The 18820-nt window shown below is 39.0% G+C and carries 14 protein-coding genes; 6 read left to right on the top strand and 8 right to left on the bottom strand.

The window, feature by feature from the left end; translation table 11 throughout:
* Nucleotide 1: 1 nt before the first annotated feature.
* From ilvD to ilvG, 3 genes are all read right to left on the bottom strand, one after another.
* Nucleotides 2–1858, bottom strand: coding sequence for a dihydroxy-acid dehydratase (gene ilvD, locus H5157_RS03450; RefSeq protein WP_024596945.1), 1857 nt, complete (start codon nt 1856–1858; stop codon nt 2–4).
* Nucleotides 1859–1961: 103 nt separating this feature from the next.
* On the bottom strand, nt 1962–2207 hold the full coding sequence (gene ilvM, locus H5157_RS03445; protein ID WP_002959893.1) for an acetolactate synthase 2 small subunit: 246 nt from the start codon (nt 2205–2207) through the stop codon (nt 1962–1964).
* On the bottom strand, nt 2204–3853 hold the full coding sequence (gene ilvG / locus H5157_RS03440; protein WP_182693530.1) for an acetolactate synthase 2 catalytic subunit: 1650 nt from the start codon (nt 3851–3853) through the stop codon (nt 2204–2206). Before ilvG ends, ilvM begins: the two co-directional genes overlap by 4 nt.
* Nucleotides 3854–4393: 540 nt before the next feature.
* On the opposite strand from ilvG, the gene H5157_RS03435 reads away from it, so the two are divergent.
* The 6 genes from H5157_RS03435 (at nt 4394) to H5157_RS03410 (ending at nt 11452) form a co-directional block, all read left to right on the top strand.
* Complete coding sequence (locus H5157_RS03435; RefSeq protein ID WP_182724145.1) at nt 4394–6064, top strand: phosphoethanolamine transferase; 1671 nt, start codon at nt 4394–4396, stop codon at nt 6062–6064.
* On the top strand, nt 6061–6432 hold the full coding sequence (locus tag H5157_RS03430) for a diacylglycerol kinase (protein WP_007582120.1): 372 nt from the start codon (nt 6061–6063) through the stop codon (nt 6430–6432). Before H5157_RS03435 ends, H5157_RS03430 begins: the two co-directional genes overlap by 4 nt.
* Nucleotides 6423–8369, top strand: coding sequence for an LTA synthase family protein (locus H5157_RS03425; RefSeq protein ID WP_182724144.1), 1947 nt, complete (start codon nt 6423–6425; stop codon nt 8367–8369). The genes H5157_RS03430 and H5157_RS03425 overlap by 10 nt, the downstream gene beginning before the upstream one ends.
* Before the next feature lie 63 nt (nt 8370–8432).
* Nucleotides 8433–9107: a response regulator transcription factor gene (locus H5157_RS03420; protein WP_007377292.1), complete on the top strand. Its 675-nt coding sequence runs from the start codon at nt 8433–8435 to the stop codon at nt 9105–9107.
* Nucleotides 9088–10524: a HAMP domain-containing sensor histidine kinase gene (locus H5157_RS03415; RefSeq protein WP_182724143.1), complete on the top strand. Its 1437-nt coding sequence runs from the start codon at nt 9088–9090 to the stop codon at nt 10522–10524. Before H5157_RS03420 ends, H5157_RS03415 begins: the two co-directional genes overlap by 20 nt.
* A 49-nt stretch (nt 10525–10573) precedes the next feature.
* Nucleotides 10574–11452, top strand: a complete 879-nt coding sequence (locus H5157_RS03410; protein WP_033038531.1) for a TraB/GumN family protein — start codon at nt 10574–10576, stop codon at nt 11450–11452.
* A gap of 47 nt (nt 11453–11499) precedes the next feature.
* Here H5157_RS03410 and H5157_RS03405 read toward each other — a convergent pair whose 3' ends face one another.
* From H5157_RS03405 to H5157_RS03385, 5 genes are all read right to left on the bottom strand, one after another.
* Nucleotides 11500–12909, bottom strand: a complete 1410-nt coding sequence (locus H5157_RS03405) for an ATP-binding cassette domain-containing protein (RefSeq protein ID WP_182724142.1) — start codon at nt 12907–12909, stop codon at nt 11500–11502.
* A 76-nt stretch (nt 12910–12985) separates the two neighbouring features.
* Nucleotides 12986–14716 carry a response regulator gene (locus H5157_RS03400; protein ID WP_182724141.1) on the bottom strand — a complete coding sequence of 577 codons (1731 nt, stop codon included), beginning with the start codon at nt 14714–14716 and terminating at the stop codon, nt 12986–12988.
* Nucleotides 14717–14848: 132 nt separating this feature from the next.
* Nucleotides 14849–17182 carry a fatty acid cis/trans isomerase gene (locus H5157_RS03395; protein WP_182724140.1) on the bottom strand — a complete coding sequence of 778 codons (2334 nt, stop codon included), beginning with the start codon at nt 17180–17182 and terminating at the stop codon, nt 14849–14851.
* Nucleotides 17179–17544 (bottom strand): hypothetical protein, encoded by a 366-nt coding sequence (locus H5157_RS03390; RefSeq protein ID WP_002959878.1) that lies wholly within the window; start codon nt 17542–17544, stop codon nt 17179–17181. Before H5157_RS03390 ends, H5157_RS03395 begins: the two co-directional genes overlap by 4 nt.
* 88 nt (nt 17545–17632) lie before the next feature.
* Nucleotides 17633–18427: a VOC family protein gene (locus tag H5157_RS03385; RefSeq protein WP_096792329.1), complete on the bottom strand. Its 795-nt coding sequence runs from the start codon at nt 18425–18427 to the stop codon at nt 17633–17635.
* Nucleotides 18428–18820: the final 393 nt, after the last annotated feature.

Here is an 18820-nt window from a genome sequence, read left to right as displayed (position 1 = left end):
ATTAACTAAGCGCCTCCAATTTAGCTAAGTCACGCACTGCGCCTTTATCAGCACTTGTTGCAAGTAATGCATAAGCCTTTAAAGCAGACGATACATAGCGCTCACGATCAACTGGTTTGTACGCCAGTTTTCCGCGTGCTAATTGTTTTTGTTTACGTGCTTCAAGCTCTTCATCACTTAACGCTAATGTGATTTCACGTGTTGCGATATCAATAATGATTTTGTCGCCATTTTCAACATAAGCAATTGCACCACCACTTGCCGCCTCTGGCGACACATGACCAATTGATAAACCCGAAGTACCACCCGAAAAGCGACCATCAGTAATAAGTGCACATTTTTCAGCTAGGCCTTTTGATTTTAAGTAGCTAGTTGGGTATAGCATTTCTTGCATACCTGGACCGCCTCTAGGGCCTTCGTAACGAATAACCACGATATCGCCGGCTTTTACTTCATCGTTTAAAATACCTTCTACAGAATCATCTTGTGACTCGTACACGACTGCAGTACCTTCAAAATGTAGCATTTCATCAACAACGCCAGCGCTTTTAACAATACAGCCATCAACTGCTAAATTCCCCGAAAGTACAGCTAAGCCACCGTCTTGGCGAAAAGCGTGTTCGACACTTCGGATACACCCATTAACACGGTCGTTATCGCCCTCGTCCCAACGACACTCTTGGCTCATTGCTTTAGTGGTACGAATGCCCGCAGGGCCAGCACGGTAAAATTTGCGCGCTGCTTCGTTAGTGGGATCTGTTGCATCCCATTTTTTAACGAGCTCAGCCATAGTTGACCCAGCAACATGATTAACTGACATATCAACTAAGCCTGCTTTGCCAAGTTCACGTACGATTGCCATCATGCCGCCTGCGCGGTGCACATCTTCAATGTGATATTCAGGTGTCGCTGGTGCAACTTTACATAAAAATGGTGTTTTACGAGAGAGCGCATCAATGTGCGACATATCAAAATCAACGCCCGCTTCTTGCGCTGCAGCAAGTAAATGCAATACCGTATTTGACGAGCCACCCATTGCAATATCAACAACCATTGCATTCATAAAGGCTGTTTTGTTAGCAATAGCACGTGGCAATACATCTTGATTATCTTTTTGATAATACTCACGACATAAATCAACAATACGAGCCCCCGCTTCAACATAAAGTTGTTTACGGTCTTTATGAGTCGCAAGCGTCGTACCGTTACCTGGCAATGCTAAACCAATCGCTTCTAGCAGACAGTTCATTGAGTTTGCAGTAAACATGCCTGAACACGAGCCACATGTTGGACACGCAGAGCGCTCTACTTGCTCTGAATCTGCATCACTTACCGATTCATCAGCGCCTTTAACCATGGCATCTACTAAATCAAGTTTAATATCGATGTTAGCAAGCTTAGTTTTACCTGCTTCCATTGGGCCGCCTGATACAAATATTACCGGAATATTTAAGCGTAGTGCTGCAAGCATCATTCCTGGAGTAATTTTGTCGCAGTTTGAAATACAAATCATCGCATCAGCACAATGACCATTTACCATATACTCAACCGAGTCAGCAATTAAGTCGCGCGAAGGCAGCGAATAAAGCATGCCGCCGTGACCCATTGCAATACCATCATCAATCGCAATAGTATTAAATTCTTTAGGGACGCCACCGGCTTGTGTAATGGTTTCAGCCATAAGTTCACTTAGCTGATTAAGGTGAACATGCCCTGGTACAAATTGTGTAAACGAGTTAACTACGGCAATAATCGGCTTACCAAAATCGGTGTCGGTCATACCTGTTGCGCGCCATAATGCACGAGCGCCTGCGCGTTTACGCCCTTCAGTTGTTGTTGCACTTCTTAATTTAGCCATAGTTACCTCAGTTTTTGCCGCAAAATAAGCGGGCATTCCTCATTCTAAAATTGGTGAGTAACCGAGTGATTCAGTTACTCGTAAATTGTTTTTCAGTTCGTAATTACACAGCCTGTTGTTGCTGTAAATTTTGTAAAGTGACTTCTTTGACATCCACCAGCTTATTTAACTGGCTGGTTAAAAGGTGAATTGGTTTATCACTATCTACCGTCATGTCTACATTATAAAAACCATCGTCCATATTGAGCTGAAAATGCGTAAGGTCAAAACCACGATGACGCACCACTCGTAAAAAGCGCTCTACCGCTATACTTTGGCTTTTTAATGCAATAGTTAGGCTATGTTTCATTTTGCTTTCTCCGTCATCATTTCGTCGTTAGCAGCCCCAGGTGGTACAAGTGGCCAAACATTTTCTTTATCATCAATACAGGCATGTACTATGTACGGACCTTTACTGTTAACTAATGCAGTTATCGCATCATCAACTTGGTTAGCGTGAGTAATTGTTTGCCCTGGGATACCAAATACAGCAGCTAATTGCACAAAGTCTGGGTTATCCGACAGGTTAGTTTCAGAATAACGCCCTTCAAAAAATAGTTCTTGCCATTGGCGAACCATCCCTAAACGCTGGTTATCTAAAATTAATATTTTTACAGGTAAATTGTTACGACGAATAGTGGCCAGCTCTTGAATATTCATCATTATAGAACCATCGCCCGATACAGTAATAACAAAGTCATCAGGGCGTGCTACTTGTGCACCAATAGCCGCAGGTAGACCAAAGCCCATTGTGCCTGCACCACCACTGCTTAAATGATTACTCGGATGAGTAAACTTCATGTGTTGTGCTACCCACATTTGGTGCTGACCCACATCGCAGCACACAACCCCTGTTTTTGGCATGCGTTGGCTTAGTTGGTTTAATAAGTACGGTGCAAAAACCTTCTCACCTGGGTAGTCGTAACGCCACGCATGCTTAATATTCATTTCTTTATTTGTGTCACACCAAGCTTTAGGTGTTACAAAGCACTCAAGTGCGGGTAACGACGTTTTTAAATCGGCAATTAATGAAGCTTTAGCAGGTTTTCGCTTACCAACTTCAGCAGCATCTATATCTAAATGGATTACTTTAGCTTTAGCTGCAAATTTAGCTAAGTTGCCTGTTACGCGGTCATCAAAGCGTGCCCCTATACATACAAGTACATCACATTCTTGCACTGCGATATTAGCAGCTTGACCACCATGCATACCCAACATACCTAAGTAATGTTCGTAATCTGGTAATACACTGCCCAGCGCTTTAAGTGTTGATACAGCTGGCATCTGAGTTTTATTTAAAAATTGCATTAGTTCGTCTTGCGCATCAGCGGCTTGTACACCACCACCAACATACGCTACAGGCTGTTTAGCCTCACTCAACAATTGATTAGCAATAGCAACTTGCTTTAAATCTAACTCTGGTAAGTATTCATTAGCTGCTAGCCAAGGTTTAAAAGGGACTTGAGCCATTTGAATATCTTTTGGGATATCGACAAGTACAGGACCTGGGCGGCCGCTTTGCGCTAAATGAATTGCTTCTTGTAATATCTCTGCTAAGTCTTCAGCTCGTTCTACCATGTAGCTGTGCTTAGTACACGAAAGCGACATACCTAGTACATCTATTTCTTGAAACGCATCTGAACCAATCGCTGCAGTAGGCACTTGGCCGGTGATCGCCAATAATGGCACTGAGTCCATCATCGCATCAGCAAGAGCGGTTATTAAATTAGTTGCACCTGGGCCAGATGTTGCAAAACATACGCCTAATTTACGTGTGCTGCGAGCATAACCAACTGCTGCAAACCCTGCACCTTGCTCATGGCGAGTTAGGTAGTGTTTGACTGGCGCGCCATACAGCGCATCGTAAATTGGCATAATAGCTCCGCCTGGGTAGCCAAATACTTCATTTACGCCGTGTTTGGCCAATAAGTCGATTGTTAGTTCTGCGCCTGTCATTAATAAACCCTCATTCCTCAGTGACAACCCAATTACAAATTTTACCCTTAAAACTAAAAAGCCCTCCGAACGGTTAAGTGCGGAGGGCTTTTTTAATGCTTAAGTTTTTAAAGCACTACGAAGCCCTCGCGGGAATAATCACCACGATAATAATCAGGACTAGGTTAAGTGCGTTTGCAAGCATGTAATTAATACCAAATTTTGTTCAATTATCGCGAAGGTTATTCCTTCGCTCTCTTTTTATATTAGTACCGCGCTAGGCCCTTTAAGTCAACACCAAAGTTAATCTAACAAAAAGACTAAAAGGCAATTTATCAGGTTTTAAAATTCATTATACAAGCTGGTAGTGGTTTTTTTATGCTCTAATTTTAATCTCAGAAATTCACTATTCTTATATCCCTTATTTAAGGTTTGATTAATTTTTGAGAATATTTTTATAAATAAAATTATTTATCTCCTTCAGGTAATGCGTAGGTTCTCTTAAGCGACTCTTAAGTGTTGTTGCATAGCATGGCGTTGTTATTTTAAACGAGCCTAAATATGAACATAACTAGCCAAACACCAGCACAAAAAAAGCCAAATCGTAGTAAGCGGTTTTACATTCACTGTAGTGCAAATGCCTTTGTAGTGATGATTGCCTGTTATTACTGTTTAGTTATAAACATTCCTTTTATTCAAGGTTCGTTTAGCGCCATCACCTCCCTTGCATCTTTTTCATGGCTATTTTTACTTTCAGTGCCACTGCTTTTGTTATGCCTTTTAATTATTTTCTTTTCAATAGTGTCGGTCAGGTGGTTACTAAAACCAATTAACTACCTTTTACTGATAATTTCGAGTGCCGTACTTTACGGCTCATTAAATTACGGCGTCGTGTTTGACTATTCAATGATTCAAAACACGTTCGAAACAGATTCAAGCGAAGCGCTGAGCTATTTAAATCCGCAGCTCATAGGCTTTCTACTACTGTTTTGTGCGCTACCTGTTTTTATATTAAGCAAAGTAAAAATACACTTTACCCGTCCTCACCAAGAAGCGATTAGTCGTATAAAACTTATTGTAGCGTGCTGCTCATTAATTGCTTTAGTGGTCGTAAACTTTTACGCCGACTACGCAGCCACTGGCCGCAATAACCGCATTTTGAAAAAAGAACTCATCCCATTTCAGTATCTCTCTAGCGGTTATAAATATATGCGCGATCAGCTGCTGTATACCAATATGGAATTTAAAAATATAGATACAACACCCACTCTCATTACGCCTAACACCACCAGCGTAACTGTTATGGTTGTTGGCGAAACCGCACGAGCAGAAAACTTTGCTTATCAAGGTTATAAGCGCAACACCAACCCTTATACACAAAAGCATAATGTGACGTATTTTAATAATGTGGCGTCTTGTGGCACCGCTACTGCAGTGTCTGTGCCGTGTATGTTTTCACTGCAAACACAAGATAACTTTGATCGATTAGCAGCCGACAACCAACAAAATCTGGTTGACTTAGCACAACAAGCTGGCAGCGACGTACTGTGGGTTGATAACAACAGCGGCTGTAAAAACGTATGCACCCGTGTTGTTAACATTGATATCCCAACCACCCCATCAGCGCTTTGCGATGGAAAATATTGTTTTGATGAAGCACTGCTTGCTCCACTTAAGCGCAAACTCGCTAATTTAAACCAAGCTAATACCGTTATCGTCCTACACATGATGGGCTCACACGGACCAACCTACTTTAAACGCTACCCAGAAAAATTTAAGCAATTTACGCCCACGTGCGACAGAAGCGACATTCAAAACTGCTCACTCGATGAATTAGTTAATACCTACGACAACACAATTGCGTACAGCGACTTTGTTAACGCCCAGGTAATTGAGCAATTAAAAGCGCTGCCAAACAACATAGATAAGCAGTTTTTATATGTCTCTGATCATGGTGAATCACTTGGCGAAGCCGGTGCTTATTTACATGGTTTTCCGTATAGCTTTGCACCTAGCACACAAACGCACGTTCCTCTTTATATATGGGCTGATGAGCATAATCAGCGCATTACTAATACCTGTTTAGCTAATTTAGACACTACTGCTGCACGCTCACACAACAATATTTTTCACACCCTTTTAAATTTAATTGGCATTAAAAGCAAAACGTATCAGGCATCGCTCGATTTACTTGCTAGCTGCCAAACAACACCAAGCGAAATAAAACTATGAGTAATAAAACCGTTATAAAACGCCAAGGCTTAATGCGCCTTATTTTTACCTTAAGCCATTCTTTTAACGGCTTAAAATGGATGAGTCGATTTGAAGCGGCGTTTCAACAAGAGCTAGCACTGTTTTCATTACTCGGTGTGTTTGTGTGGCTACAAGAAATTGCACTAAGGGATAAATTACTGCTTATAGCTAGCCTGCTTTTTGTATTGTTTGCTGAGCTAGTAAATACAGCAGTTGAGGTTGTAGTTGATAGAATTGGCAGTGAATACCATGAGCTTTCGGGGCTAGCTAAAGATATAGCCTCTGCAAGCGTGTTTATAGCTATGCTAATTGCCGCTCTTATTTGGTGGGCTGTGTTATGGGCATAAAGCTAACTTTTATACCTAAAATACAAAATGCACTTGGCCCTGTATGGATTTTTGTTGTATTTGCTGTTTTGGCACTTAGCTTTTTAACACTTGCTCGCTTTGGATTAAGTGTATGGCAAGGGGAGCGTGTATTTGGATCGCATGCGTGGTTATCTATATTTATAGGTGGTTTAAGAGTTGATATAGCCACTCTAAGCTACATTATTATGCCCGCATTACTACTTACTTTACTGATGCAAAGCGTAGGGTGGCAAAATAAAGTACGCGGCCTCATTAAAATTTATTTAGTGACGATGTCTGCTTTACTTGTTTTTTTTGAAGTGATTACGCCTACGTTTATAAACGAGTACGATTTACGCCCAAACCGCTTATTTATAGAATATTTAATTTATCCTAAAGAAGTCTCAAAAATGATTTTTTCAGGCTATAAGTTAGAAGTATTTATTGCTGTTATAGCACTTATTTTAAGCTTTAAATTTGCAAGTAAAGTATTTAGCAATCAATGGCAAAGCAAGTCATCAATAACAGGTTTAAATCAATCAATTTTAGCACTTGTTTTAGTATGCTTAACTATTTTTGGCGCCCGCAACTCATTAGGACACAGACCACTTAACCCCGCCATGGTCTCGTTTTCTACTGATCACTTACTTAACGACTTAACCCTTAACTCACTTTATAGCGTCGCGTTTGCAGTTAAGCAACTTTCTAATGAGCAATCGAGCCAAGACTATTACGGTAAAATGCCCACCGATGAATTACTTAGTATTGTGCGTAGTAACATGCAAAATACGCAAGGCACATTTAGTGATGTAACCGCCCCTACAAAAACGTTTCATCGCGCAAGTAATACAGGTAAACCCAAAAATTTAGTCATTATTTTACAAGAAAGTTTAGGTGCTCGTTATGTAGGCACGCTTGGCGGTTTACCGCTTACACCTAATATAGACGCCCTTTATAAACAAGGCTGGGGGTTTGATAATTTATACGCCACGGGTACACGTTCAGTACGTGGAATTGAGGCGGTAATTACAGGATTTACACCAACGCCTTCGCGTGCAGTTGTTAAACTTGATAAATCACAACGTGACTTTTTTACCATTGCTGATTTTTTAGCGAAGCAAAATTACAACACGCAGTTCATTTATGGTGGCGAAAGCCATTTTGATAACATGCGCAGCTTCTTTTTAGGCAACGGTTTTAAAAGTATCGTAGATACAAATAACTTTAAAAAAATAGACTTTAATGGCTCGTGGGGCGCATCAGACGAAGACTTGTACGACCAAGCTGACATAGAACTTACTAAGCTTAAAAATCAAAACAAACCCTTTTTTAGCCTTATATTTTCAAGCTCTAATCATAGCCCGTATGACTTTCCTGACGATAAAATAACGCTGTACGATAAACAAAAACAAACCCGTAATAATGCTGCCAAGTATGCCGATTACGCACTAGGCACCTTTATCGAAAAAGCTAAAAAATCGAGCTACTGGGATGATACTGTATTTATAGTTATTGCCGATCACGACTCGCGCGTATCGGGTTCAAATTTAGTACCGGTTGATCACTTTAAAATTCCGGCCGTTATTTTTGGAAAAGGTATTACCCATAAACGAGATAGCCAACTAGCCAGTCAGCTCGATATTCCTGTTACTCTACTGTCTTTAATTGGCGCAAGTGGTAAGCACCCAATGATAGGTCATGATTTATCAAAAAAAATTAGCGACAACAAACAACGCGCAATGATGCAATACGACAAAAACTTTGCCTACATGCACGATAATAAAGTGGTGGTGTTACAACCACAAAAACCAGCAACCACCTATACGTATAGCAATAACCAGCTTGTACCATGTGAAAACGATGAGCAACTAGTTAAAAAAGCCCTAGCCCACGCGAACTTAGGTAATCTAGCTTATACAAATGGTTGGTATCATTAACCAAGTGACTTGATAATAAAGCCTTGTTAAAGTAACAAGGCTATTTTTATAAACCGAGTAAACATGAAAATCCTCGTTATTGAAGACTCTGAAGCACTAAGACGCAGCTTGCAAGTTGGCCTTAGCAACCTTGGTTTTACCGTAGATGAAACTGGTGATGGCTCAGAAGGGTTGAGTATGGCACTGAGTGGAAACTACGACCTCCTCGTACTTGATTTAATGCTACCGAGCGTTGATGGCATGAGTATTTTACAAGCACTGCGCAGCAGTAATAGCCAAAGCCGTGTGCTAATTTTATCGGCACGAAGTGAGCCTCAAGATAAAATTAACGGCCTTATGAAAGGCGCTGACGATTATTTAACTAAGCCATTTTCGTTTGAAGAACTCCATGCTCGTGTCCTTGCATTACTTCGTCGTGGTTCACTGCAAAATCAACAAAATACCCTTACCGTAGGTGATTGCGTATTAGATCTCTCCCTTAAAACTCTTCACTACAAGCAACATGCCATTGAGCTCACGCGTAATGAATACAAAATAATAGAATGCTTATTTAACGCCCCAGAGCGAGTATTGGGGCTTGAACTTATAAGTGAAGCGGTGGTAGGTCAGTTTGATATGCTCTCTAAGAATGCGCTTGAAGCACACATCTCAACCATACGTAAAAAAGTAAGACAGTTTGATGGCGAGCTCCCGATAAAAAACAAACGTGGATTTGGTTATGTCGCAACAACAAAATAAAAATCACTCAATAAAACGTAAACTCGTTAATAATATTAGCGCCGTTATCTCGGTTATTTTGTTCACCATATTTTTAACCGTTGATTTAAGTGTTGATACTTGGGTGGAAGATCAGTTCAATCAGTCTTTAACTAACAAAGCTAACTACTTAAAAACCTTAGTTGAAGATGACAACAACGTGGTTGAATTTGATTTTGCTGGTGAGTTTATGTCGGAGTATGAAGCAGCCGATGCCACGGAGTTTTACCAATTATGGCATGGCCGTGATGTGTTTGAGCGCTCGGACTCATTAGCGCTTTATGAAAATGCTAACCTGCCTTTTTTAGAAATGCCGATAAACGAATCTAAAATTATAGATTACGAGCTTCCTAACGGACGTGATGGCCGCGCACTTATAAGTCACTTTGTAGCCCAAAAAGATGATAGAAATCCCACCCACTCTGCTGTTTTTAATACCATGACGCTTGCAATCGCAGCGCCGACAGCCGAACTTAATAAAGTACTGATTATTATTGATGTGGTCTTTATTTTAACCTGTGTACTTGGTGTGTTTGGTGTGCGCTATTTAGTGACACGTATTGTAAATAAAGGCCTGCACCCACTACACAACTTAAACGATCAAATTAAGTTACTCGATATTACCGGTGTTGCGCAAACAATAGAAAGCGACTTTAAAGTGGAAGAAATAGAACCTATACGTAACGAGCTAAATAAGTTTATTACCGTTAATCAGCAACTCTATAGTAATGAAAAACGCCTAACAAGCGACATTGCACACGAGCTTAAAACCCCTATAGCTGAACTCATAAGCCTTTCAGAAGTGGCTATTCGCTACCCTGACGATAAACGTATTAGCGACACCTATACCAGTGATGTACTTAATATTTCACAGCGCATGAAAACAATTGTTAGTAACCTATTACTGTTGCAGCGCTCAAGTAGCAGTGCAATGCAATTAAATGCACAAAATATCATGCTAAATAACTTAGTAAATCAAATTATTGATGAGCTGACCTTTAAGCATCCAAGTATCAAAACGCGTTTAAATAACGAAATAAGTGGCGAACTTACGCTTAATGTTGACGAATTTAGTTTAAATACCATTTTGTGTAACTTAATCGATAACGCACTATTTTATGGACTCCCTAAGGCGCCAATTAAATTAACTGCCGTAAATAACAGCATAAACATGAGCATCTCTGTTAGTAACAAAGTAAATAAACCACTAAGTGGTGAACAGCTAACTGCTATTTTTGACCCGCTCTATCAGCTAGATTCATCTAGAACTAATAATCAGCGCCATGGTTTAGGATTATCTATTGTACAGAGCTTATGTAACTTAAATGGCTTTACTATTAAGGCCAGTAATACCGAAAACAATACGCTAACGTTTATATTAACGTTACCTCTGAAGTAAATTTAGGTTAGTATTTACACTACTAATTTTGAGATTTTAAGGACAAACCATGAATGCTCTTACCCGTATTAGCCACTTTTTTATTGTGGCATTACTTATAACATTTAGCCTTAACAGCTACGCTGCTCCTGCCTTATATAAAATAGAAAAAAATGGCGTTAGCTCTTACTTATTTGGCACCGTACACGTTGGTGATGCCAGCATGAAAGGCTTACCTAAAAATGTAACCGATGCAATTAGTGCAAGCAAAGAAGTGATTGTTGAAGTTGATATAAGCAAACTTACTCCACTTGAAATGCAGCAGCGTTCAATGCCATTTATGATGCTAAGTGACGGTAAAACATTACAAACTGAGCTTTCAAAGCAAAATTATACCAAGTTAAAAGATTACTTTGCTAAAAAGTCGATTGATATTGCTATGTTTAATGGCTTAAAGCCTTGGGCCGTTATGGTGACTATGATGCAAATTGAATTTCAAAATGCAGGATATTCAGATAAAACCGGCATAGACAAGCAAGTACTTAGTTATGCTAAAGAGCATAATATTAAAATTGGCGAGCTTGAAACCCTAGAACAACAACTACAAATGTTTGATGGTATGGCGCTATTAAGCAATGAAATGATTGAAGAAACTTTTGAGCAACTAGCCGATATTAATACTTACTTTATCAAGTTAGTTAATGCCTGGAAAAGCGGTGACATGGATACACTAACCGATTACTACAACATGAGTTTTGATGACAGTAATTACGGTGAAATTAGCGAGCAAGTAATGCTAACTAACCGCAATAATAATTGGGTTAAACAACTCACACCGCGTTTAGCAAACGAGCAGCTATTTATTGCTGTAGGTGCTCTGCACTTACCTGAAAAACACGGGTTACTTAAACAGCTTCGAGATAAAGGTTTTAGCGTTACTCGTCTTTAAAATAAAAATGGGTTGAGTGAATTCTCGCTCAACCTTTCTCTAAGCTTTTAATGAAAGTCTTCCATTTTTAAGTAATTTTCTATTCCTTTAATTTTGTCTGCCGCATGATGATTTACATAAATCACAGTACTTGTATTGGCAGCACAAATTTTCTCTATTAGTAACAGTACACGCTGCCTGTTTGCTTCATCTAAGCCCAAGCAAGGTTCATCTAAAATAAGTAACGTTGGATGTTTTACCATAGCCCGCACAATTAATAACATACGCTGATCGCCGTACGATAGCTGAGTGAATGAGGTGCTTTGCTTGTCACTTAAACCAATAAATGCCAGCCACTGTTGAGCAATATTAATTTGTGCGTCGCTCGGTTTTTGATATAAACCTATGCTGTCGTAAAAACCTGAAATAACAGTATTTAAAGCCGATATACTTACGCGGTAATCCATATGTAGCGCGTTAGATATAAAACCAATATGCTGTTTTATATCCCAAATACTCTCCCCTGTCCCACGTTTAAAACCGAACACTTCAATGTCATTGTTATAACACTGTGGGTTATCACCTGTTATTAAATTTAATAAGCATGTTTTGCCTGAACCGTTCGCTCCACTGAGCTGCCAATGCTGATGCTTTTCTATAGTCCAATTGAGATTTTTGAATATGCTTACATCACTGTAACTAACTTTAGCATTACTCAATTTAACTAAGGTATTACCGGTGAATGCCTTTTGCTCTTGTTCGGTATCAGGAGATGGCACATCCAATGAGGTATGTTCTAAATGAAGTAGTTTTAGTAAATCACTCAATTGCTCACTGCCTGGCTTTGCCAAAGTATGTAACAAGCAACCTTGGTTTACATAGCCATAGTGAGTAATGAATGAAGGAATTTCGTCTAGGCGGTTTAGTACAAAAACAAAAGTAATAGTTTGGCTAAGTTCTATGAGTATTCTATTAAGCTGCTGGCAAGATTGTACGTCGAGTCCATGAAATGGCTCATCAAGCACGACTAACTCACTATGGGAGCTGAGTGCTTTTATAAGTAGGAGTTTACGAGTTTCACCCGTTGAAAGGTCTCTAAAATGCCTATTTAGTAATGAGCTAAATTTAAATAACTCTATTAGCTGCGCTAATAACTCATCATTATTACTATGCCCTGTAAAAACAAGGTCTTTAACGAGGGTGTGCTTATCATGCTCTAATTCTTGAGCTAGTAACTGTTTATGCGAATCTGAAGACACGAGCATAAGCTTATTAATACTACTTATACGCTTACCACTTTCGCACTTAGCCTCACCGATTAACGCAGCTGTCAGTGCAGATTTACCAGCTCCATTAGCACCTAAAAGTAACCAATGTTCTCCTAGGTTTACTTGCCAATCTAGGTTGCATATATCGTAACGGCTTTTACCTTGCCCTTGTAAGTAACCATTAAATTGCTCAAGCGTAATTGACTGCACTAACTTTTCCTAATAAACCTTAAAACAGCAAGTTAACGTATATTAAAAGTGCTTAGCAAGCTTGTTATCTGCAAAATTAATTTATTTCACTAACAACGCTAATACTATTTAATGCGTCTTTAATTGCTTGCTGGCTTATTGGCTTATGAATATGGAGGTTAGCTCCGTATTCATAAACTCGCTCTATATCATTTTGTGAGGTATTTGCTGTTATAACAATAATTGGCATTACTTTATTAAGATCGGAACGTATTTTTTTAATAGCCTCAAACCCATCCATTACTGGCATGTTTAGGTCCATAAAAACAATATCGTACTGATTTTCACTCACCATATCACACGCGACTTTACCATTTTCAGCGCAATCATAGCTTAAACCTAATAAGCTAAGTATGCGGGTTAATAACATAGTGTTTAATGGGTTATCTTCAACGACTAAACACGTTAGCTTGTCGTTTACTTTAAGAGGTGTTGGGAGGGCTTTACTTATAGTCACTGGTAAATACAAAGACACCAAAGCACCATGAGTTTTATTATTTGTAAAAGTAATTTCACCATGCAGTGCTTTTACAACGTATTGAACCCGGGTTAGGCCAGTTCTTAACCCTTGAAAGTGATTGGTTTGTTTAAATGAGTCAAATTCAAGACTGGTAATCTTCTTCGAAAAGCCACTGCCAGTGTCACTCACCGTTAAATGAAATTCATCATTTAAAAGCTTAGCTGAAACAGTAATTTCACCTTTTTGTGTAAACTTAATAGCGTTACTAATTAACTCTGTAAGTGTGTGCTGCAAACGTTGATGATCCAGTTTACATACACAATTTAACGATTCATCTAAAGAGCTAACTAGTTTTAGGCCTTTTTGCTTACACGCATGCTTGTAAGCTATTACTACTTTATTACACGACTCTAAAAGGTTTTCATCATTTAAATGCGGTACCCATTTACCTGCACTTAAAGCCTGCAAGTCTTGTAATTCATCTAATATGGCTATTAACCTAAGCGCGCAATAGTTAGCTTGGGTTTTAACGCTTTGCTGTTTATCAGAAACCTCTAGCTCCTCAATAGACGTAATAAGTCCCTGCAAAGGTGTTCTGAATTCGTGACTAGCTCTGGCAATAAAATGTTCTTTATTTTGACTTGTTTGATAAACAAAATCTTTTTGTTTTTGTAGCTCTAAAAGCGTGTCTGAAACCTCTTTTTCCATTGGTATAAAAACAAATCTTAACTCAATAAGTAATAATGTCATTGTCAATAACCAGCATAGTATCTCTAGGTTGGCGACCCAATTTACTTTTTTAACAGCTTGAGATTCAAATAAGCTCACTGCCTTATCAAGCTTTGTTAATAACGTTTCAACATGCTTAATAGAAAATACTGAGTGGTTTATCTCTCCTTGCTGATACAAAAGCCGCTCTGTTTGTTCTATATAGTCAAATACCGCTTTATCTAACCCTATCGTTTCACCAAAATATAAGTCTACTAACGCTGGATTTAAGTAAATGTATTCGTCATCAGAGTTTTTAGTTAATAATGTTTGATGGGACTTTTTAAATGTATTGAGGGACTTCTCAAGTGACTCAGTATGAGCTGGCGAGTAATTACTGATGTTAAGCATAGCATTACTGTGCCAAGCAATTTTCTGTGAGAGCATGCGCTGGCTACCAGCGATGTTAATAATTTTTGCATCAAACTTTTGAACAGAAAAACTATGCTGCATTAATAAAGCAGAGCCACTTATTAATAGCGCTATTGCAATTAGTGCCCATCGGTAACGTGTTCTCACGCTTTTAATAATATTGAACATGTATATACCAGTTTTTTTATATAAGTGTAGACTAATTTTTTAAAACGAAGAATCAGTCAAAATAATTAAGCGAATTATTAATACCCAATAAAAAAGCCCAGCATCAAGCTGGGCCATTGTAGTAAAATTATATTAGCGATTCTCTAATCGATTATAATCGAACATTCCATATTCTATCCCACGATACTTTTTAGCTGTATCGTGCAATATATCGCTGTATTGCCAAAACTGTGGATGAGTACGTCGAATACCAAACTTAGATTTCAAAGCACCATAATCGGCTTCTATTTGCATCATAGGCAATTGCTCGGCAAAAGCATTTACTTGCTGCTCGTTATTTAAATACCAAATAGCTGCTGGGTAATCACCGATAAAGCCAGGAACAATCGTTGCGGTATCTTCATCATAAGCACGTTGACCATCCTCGTTTAGTAAACTAGAAATATTGTAGTGCGCATTATGATGAATAATAGTGTAGCCCTTATGACTATTATCTTTTTGCTTTACAAGTACAAAAGAAAGCTGAGGTAACAAGTTTACCGCTTTTGCTGGCATAGAACTTACTACATTTAACGGCTTTGGTACTTCAGTGTAGTTGTATCTTTCACTTAAAACTGGCGCTAAGGCTTCTTTCATCAAAGTATATAGCTCATGCTGTGGATCATCAGTTTTATAGTTAATACCGCTTGGCTGACTAAATTCTCGGTTATTTTTAAAGAACTTAGATAAGTCAGGTGGTGAATTACGATACCACTGCTTTTTGATTTGATTACGCTTAGCCTCAGGTAACAATGCTAAAAAGTTTTGCTCTCCCTCTAAACGTAAAAAATCCATATATAGGCGTGTCACTAATTGGTGGCCTATATTTCCGTACACATCAAAGCCTGCTACAAGCAAATAGTGAATACGCTCAAACAAAGCATAATCTAATATCCAGGTGGTTTTAGGCTCTTGACCAATAAAACCTTTAACTACAGTTGCACTATCAAAATGGCGGAAAATAGTTAGTGCCGCATTTTTATTATGCTCATCACCTTTCCAAAGTAAGTCTGTTGTAAGGTGCTCACCACCTTTGAACATTTTGTTAGCCAACTCTACTTTCGCCTGTAAATACTTTTTCTCGCGAACTGAATATTTAACCCAGCTAGAAATGGGTAAGGCATTACTCTCCTCAGCGGCAGGAAGTTCTAATGCCTCTTCATGTTGCATTAGCATTTCCCCTACAGCCGGAGTCGCTACTTTATTAGGATCAGCAAAAGCCACCCAAAAATGATCGTTTATAACATTTAAAGCAATCTGACCACGACAAACAGGCCCTTTTATAAAGCCCATAATAATTAACTCTGCCTCATCAAGCATAAATTGATACTTAGAATTAATTGGAATAACTTCGAAAGTTTTAAAAGGGTTAGATGCTGCCTTAGCCTCATAACTAGGCATTTTCGTAACCGTATAATCTGGCGCAATAAACTGCTCATATAAACGCAGTAATTTAGCTTCATTAAGCTCAAGTGGTAAATGTGTTTTAGAAAGTATGGTTGTACGTTCTTGCATAAAACGATAATAAACACGGCTAACTTTAGGGTCATCGTATGGGCGGCGCGTGTTAATTAACTTTATTTCCTCACCAGGAGGCGTACTTGAGCGAACTAATTTGAAAAAGCTTTGTGGGTTTTCTGAAGTAAAATAAATATGTGCTAAAAACCAATGCTCATAAATATACCGTGCTGATAACTGATACTTTAAGCTATCTTGATTTAAAAATGCTTCCCAGCCCGCTATTTTATTCTGATCATATTTACTTGGTGGCTGAATATGTGACATTTTACCACCACCTTTAAGCCAGTTCTGTAAGTGATTAAACTCTTCACGCGAAACACCAGGTAAACCATAAGGCATGCCGCCATGAGGTTGATCACTTGCCAATCGATCGAACTCACCCATTGTTGCGCAGGTTTGCGAACGCGCTAACGAAAAGTCAAACTCATCACCTAACACTTCATTTACTGGCAATTCATGGCTTTGCTTTAGCACTAAGCTATTAAATAACACACTGCCCGCTAAGTTAGCTTCTTCACTTTGCACGCGCTCATTTAGCACTGGCGTAAAGTTTTTCTCTCGCCATTGCTGAGTATTAGTTGCATCAAATAATAAACGGCTTGGGGTTGTTGCCAATAAACGAGTTCCATCGTAAACGAGCTCTTTACTCAAACCTCGGTCAATACCTTCAGGGGATGAGAGCTTCAGTTGACATGGTGCATCGTAACAACCATGACAAACTACGCAGCGGGTATCGAGTACAGGTTTTACATTTTGTAAAAAATCAGCACCAGCACCTGTTGTATGAGGCACCATTCTCTCTTGTGTTTGTTCAGGTCCAAAAAGATCATCGTAGTGAGCATTTCCCAAATATGCACAACCACTTAAAATAATGAGTACTATCGTACTTATTAGTATTTTTCTCATTCGTCGTCCTCATCACCTAAATCAAAGGTGGGCATCATATCCATTTGAGGAGAAACGAATGTATTCTGACCTTCAGTATTCAAAACAATACTTAAAAGAGGGCCATGCGTTAATGTTATCTGCGCATCGTGCTCTTGATCTAATATAGCTAAGTACAGAGGATTAGTTATAAGCAACTCATAACCGCTAACAGTAATAGCGACACTGCTATCTTCACTTGGGTTCTGGCAAATTTGAGCAAGTAACTCATCATCAAGTCCAATTGATATTTCAAAATCAGGCTGCTCTAAGTCTCTATTACTTAATGATTCATCTAATAGAAATAAAGGGAGGGTTAAATTACTATCTTGTTCAAATTCCATTGCGTTCTCTGCACTTTCTGACGATTTAATTGACGAGTATTATATCAAACTAGCGAGCAAATTAACGCTAAAGCTAATTTAACTGTGTTTAAACGTCATCCATAACAGATTCGATCACCGAAAATACAGCACCTTGAGGGTCGCATATAACACTAAAACGACCAACATCGGGGATATCTGTTGCAGGAACACATACTTGTCCACCTAAGCTAGCGGCTTTACTAACAATTACATCGCAACTCTCTACTGCAAAATAAATCATCCAATGAGCAGGGGTATCATCAGGCCATTCACTTGTCATTTCAAGCATACCGGCAATTGGTTGTCCATCGACTAAAAATAAAATGTAGTCCATCCCTTCCATAGGCTTTATTTCGCTTTCCCAGCCTAGTAAAGCACAGTAAAAGTCTCGACTTACTTTACTATCTCTTGTTGCTAACTCATGCCAATAAGGCGTATTTAATTCACCTAAGTGCTTACAACCTTTATGCTCATTCCCCTGCCATAGTGCAACAGTTGCGCCTACTGGATCTTTTAGCATCAACATTCGTCCTGCATTCATAACATCATGAGGACCGGCAATAACCTCAGCACCTAGTTCTTTTGCTTTTAGCGCACAATCATCAATATTATCGACGGCAATGTAAGCCAACCAATGACTTGGGATACCTGCACTAATTTGCTCTTTAGGCATTTCGTACATTGCAGCGATATCATCACCTTGCTTTTGTAGCATGGTGTAGTATATGTTCTCTCCAATAGGTTGATCGTCATGCCCCCAATCAAATAATGATGTATAAAACGCCTTACCGTCTTTCCAATTGTGCGTACAAAGCTCTGACCAACAAAAAACACCATGCGGGTGGTTTTCAACTTTACTCATGATTAAGCCCTTATTATTCTAATTTTACCTAAACGAACTCTGTCACATTTTATAAACTACATAATTGAACAGATCATAAATTGAGATTAGAGCAATAACTAAGCGGAGTCGATAAAAGAAGGACAAAAATTCGTTATCCAGTTGTTTCATATTTGAGGTTTTTAACGCAGTTAGGGTCAGATTTAATCCCTCAAATTGATTAAATATTATTGCTGATTGATACAAATTATTCGCCAAGAAGCGCTTCGCTTAGAGGAATACCTAAATCACTTTTCTGCAGACGTAAAAAAGCCCGACTATTTCTAGTCGGGCTCTCTACAATTTGAAGCCTGGTAATGTCCTACTTTCACATAGCAAATGCTACACTATCATCGGCGCTGTTTCGTTTCACTA

Origin of the sequence: Pseudoalteromonas sp. SG43-3, from assembly GCF_014164385.1 — a bacterium.
In the GTDB taxonomy this organism is placed as follows: Bacteria; Pseudomonadota; Gammaproteobacteria; order Enterobacterales; family Alteromonadaceae; genus Pseudoalteromonas; species Pseudoalteromonas distincta.
The sequence above is the reverse complement of the archived record's forward strand: the minus strand, read 5'-3'. Positions and strand labels throughout refer to the sequence as shown.

Excerpts from the sequence above, each read along its gene's own strand:
- ilvD (WP_024596945.1), bottom strand. The coding sequence starts at position 1,858 with ATGGCTAAATTAAGAAGTGCAACAACAACTGAAGGGCGTAAACGCGCA.
- ilvM (WP_002959893.1), bottom strand. The coding sequence starts at position 2,207 with ATGAAACATAGCCTAACTATTGCATTAAAAAGCCAAAGTATAGCGGTA.
- ilvG (WP_182693530.1), bottom strand. The coding sequence starts at position 3,853 with ATGACAGGCGCAGAACTAACAATCGACTTATTGGCCAAACACGGCGTA.
- H5157_RS03435 (WP_182724145.1), top strand. The coding sequence starts at position 4,394 with ATGAACATAACTAGCCAAACACCAGCACAAAAAAAGCCAAATCGTAGT.
- H5157_RS03430 (WP_007582120.1), top strand. The coding sequence starts at position 6,061 with ATGAGTAATAAAACCGTTATAAAACGCCAAGGCTTAATGCGCCTTATT.
- H5157_RS03425 (WP_182724144.1), top strand. The coding sequence starts at position 6,423 with ATGGGCATAAAGCTAACTTTTATACCTAAAATACAAAATGCACTTGGC.
- H5157_RS03420 (WP_007377292.1), top strand. The coding sequence starts at position 8,433 with ATGAAAATCCTCGTTATTGAAGACTCTGAAGCACTAAGACGCAGCTTG.
- H5157_RS03415 (WP_182724143.1), top strand. The coding sequence starts at position 9,088 with ATGTCGCAACAACAAAATAAAAATCACTCAATAAAACGTAAACTCGTT.
- H5157_RS03410 (WP_033038531.1), top strand. The coding sequence starts at position 10,574 with ATGAATGCTCTTACCCGTATTAGCCACTTTTTTATTGTGGCATTACTT.
- H5157_RS03400 (WP_182724141.1), bottom strand. The coding sequence starts at position 14,716 with ATGTTCAATATTATTAAAAGCGTGAGAACACGTTACCGATGGGCACTA.
- H5157_RS03395 (WP_182724140.1), bottom strand. The coding sequence starts at position 17,182 with ATGAGAAAAATACTAATAAGTACGATAGTACTCATTATTTTAAGTGGT.
- H5157_RS03390 (WP_002959878.1), bottom strand. The coding sequence starts at position 17,544 with ATGGAATTTGAACAAGATAGTAATTTAACCCTCCCTTTATTTCTATTA.
- H5157_RS03385 (WP_096792329.1), bottom strand. The coding sequence starts at position 18,427 with ATGAGTAAAGTTGAAAACCACCCGCATGGTGTTTTTTGTTGGTCAGAG.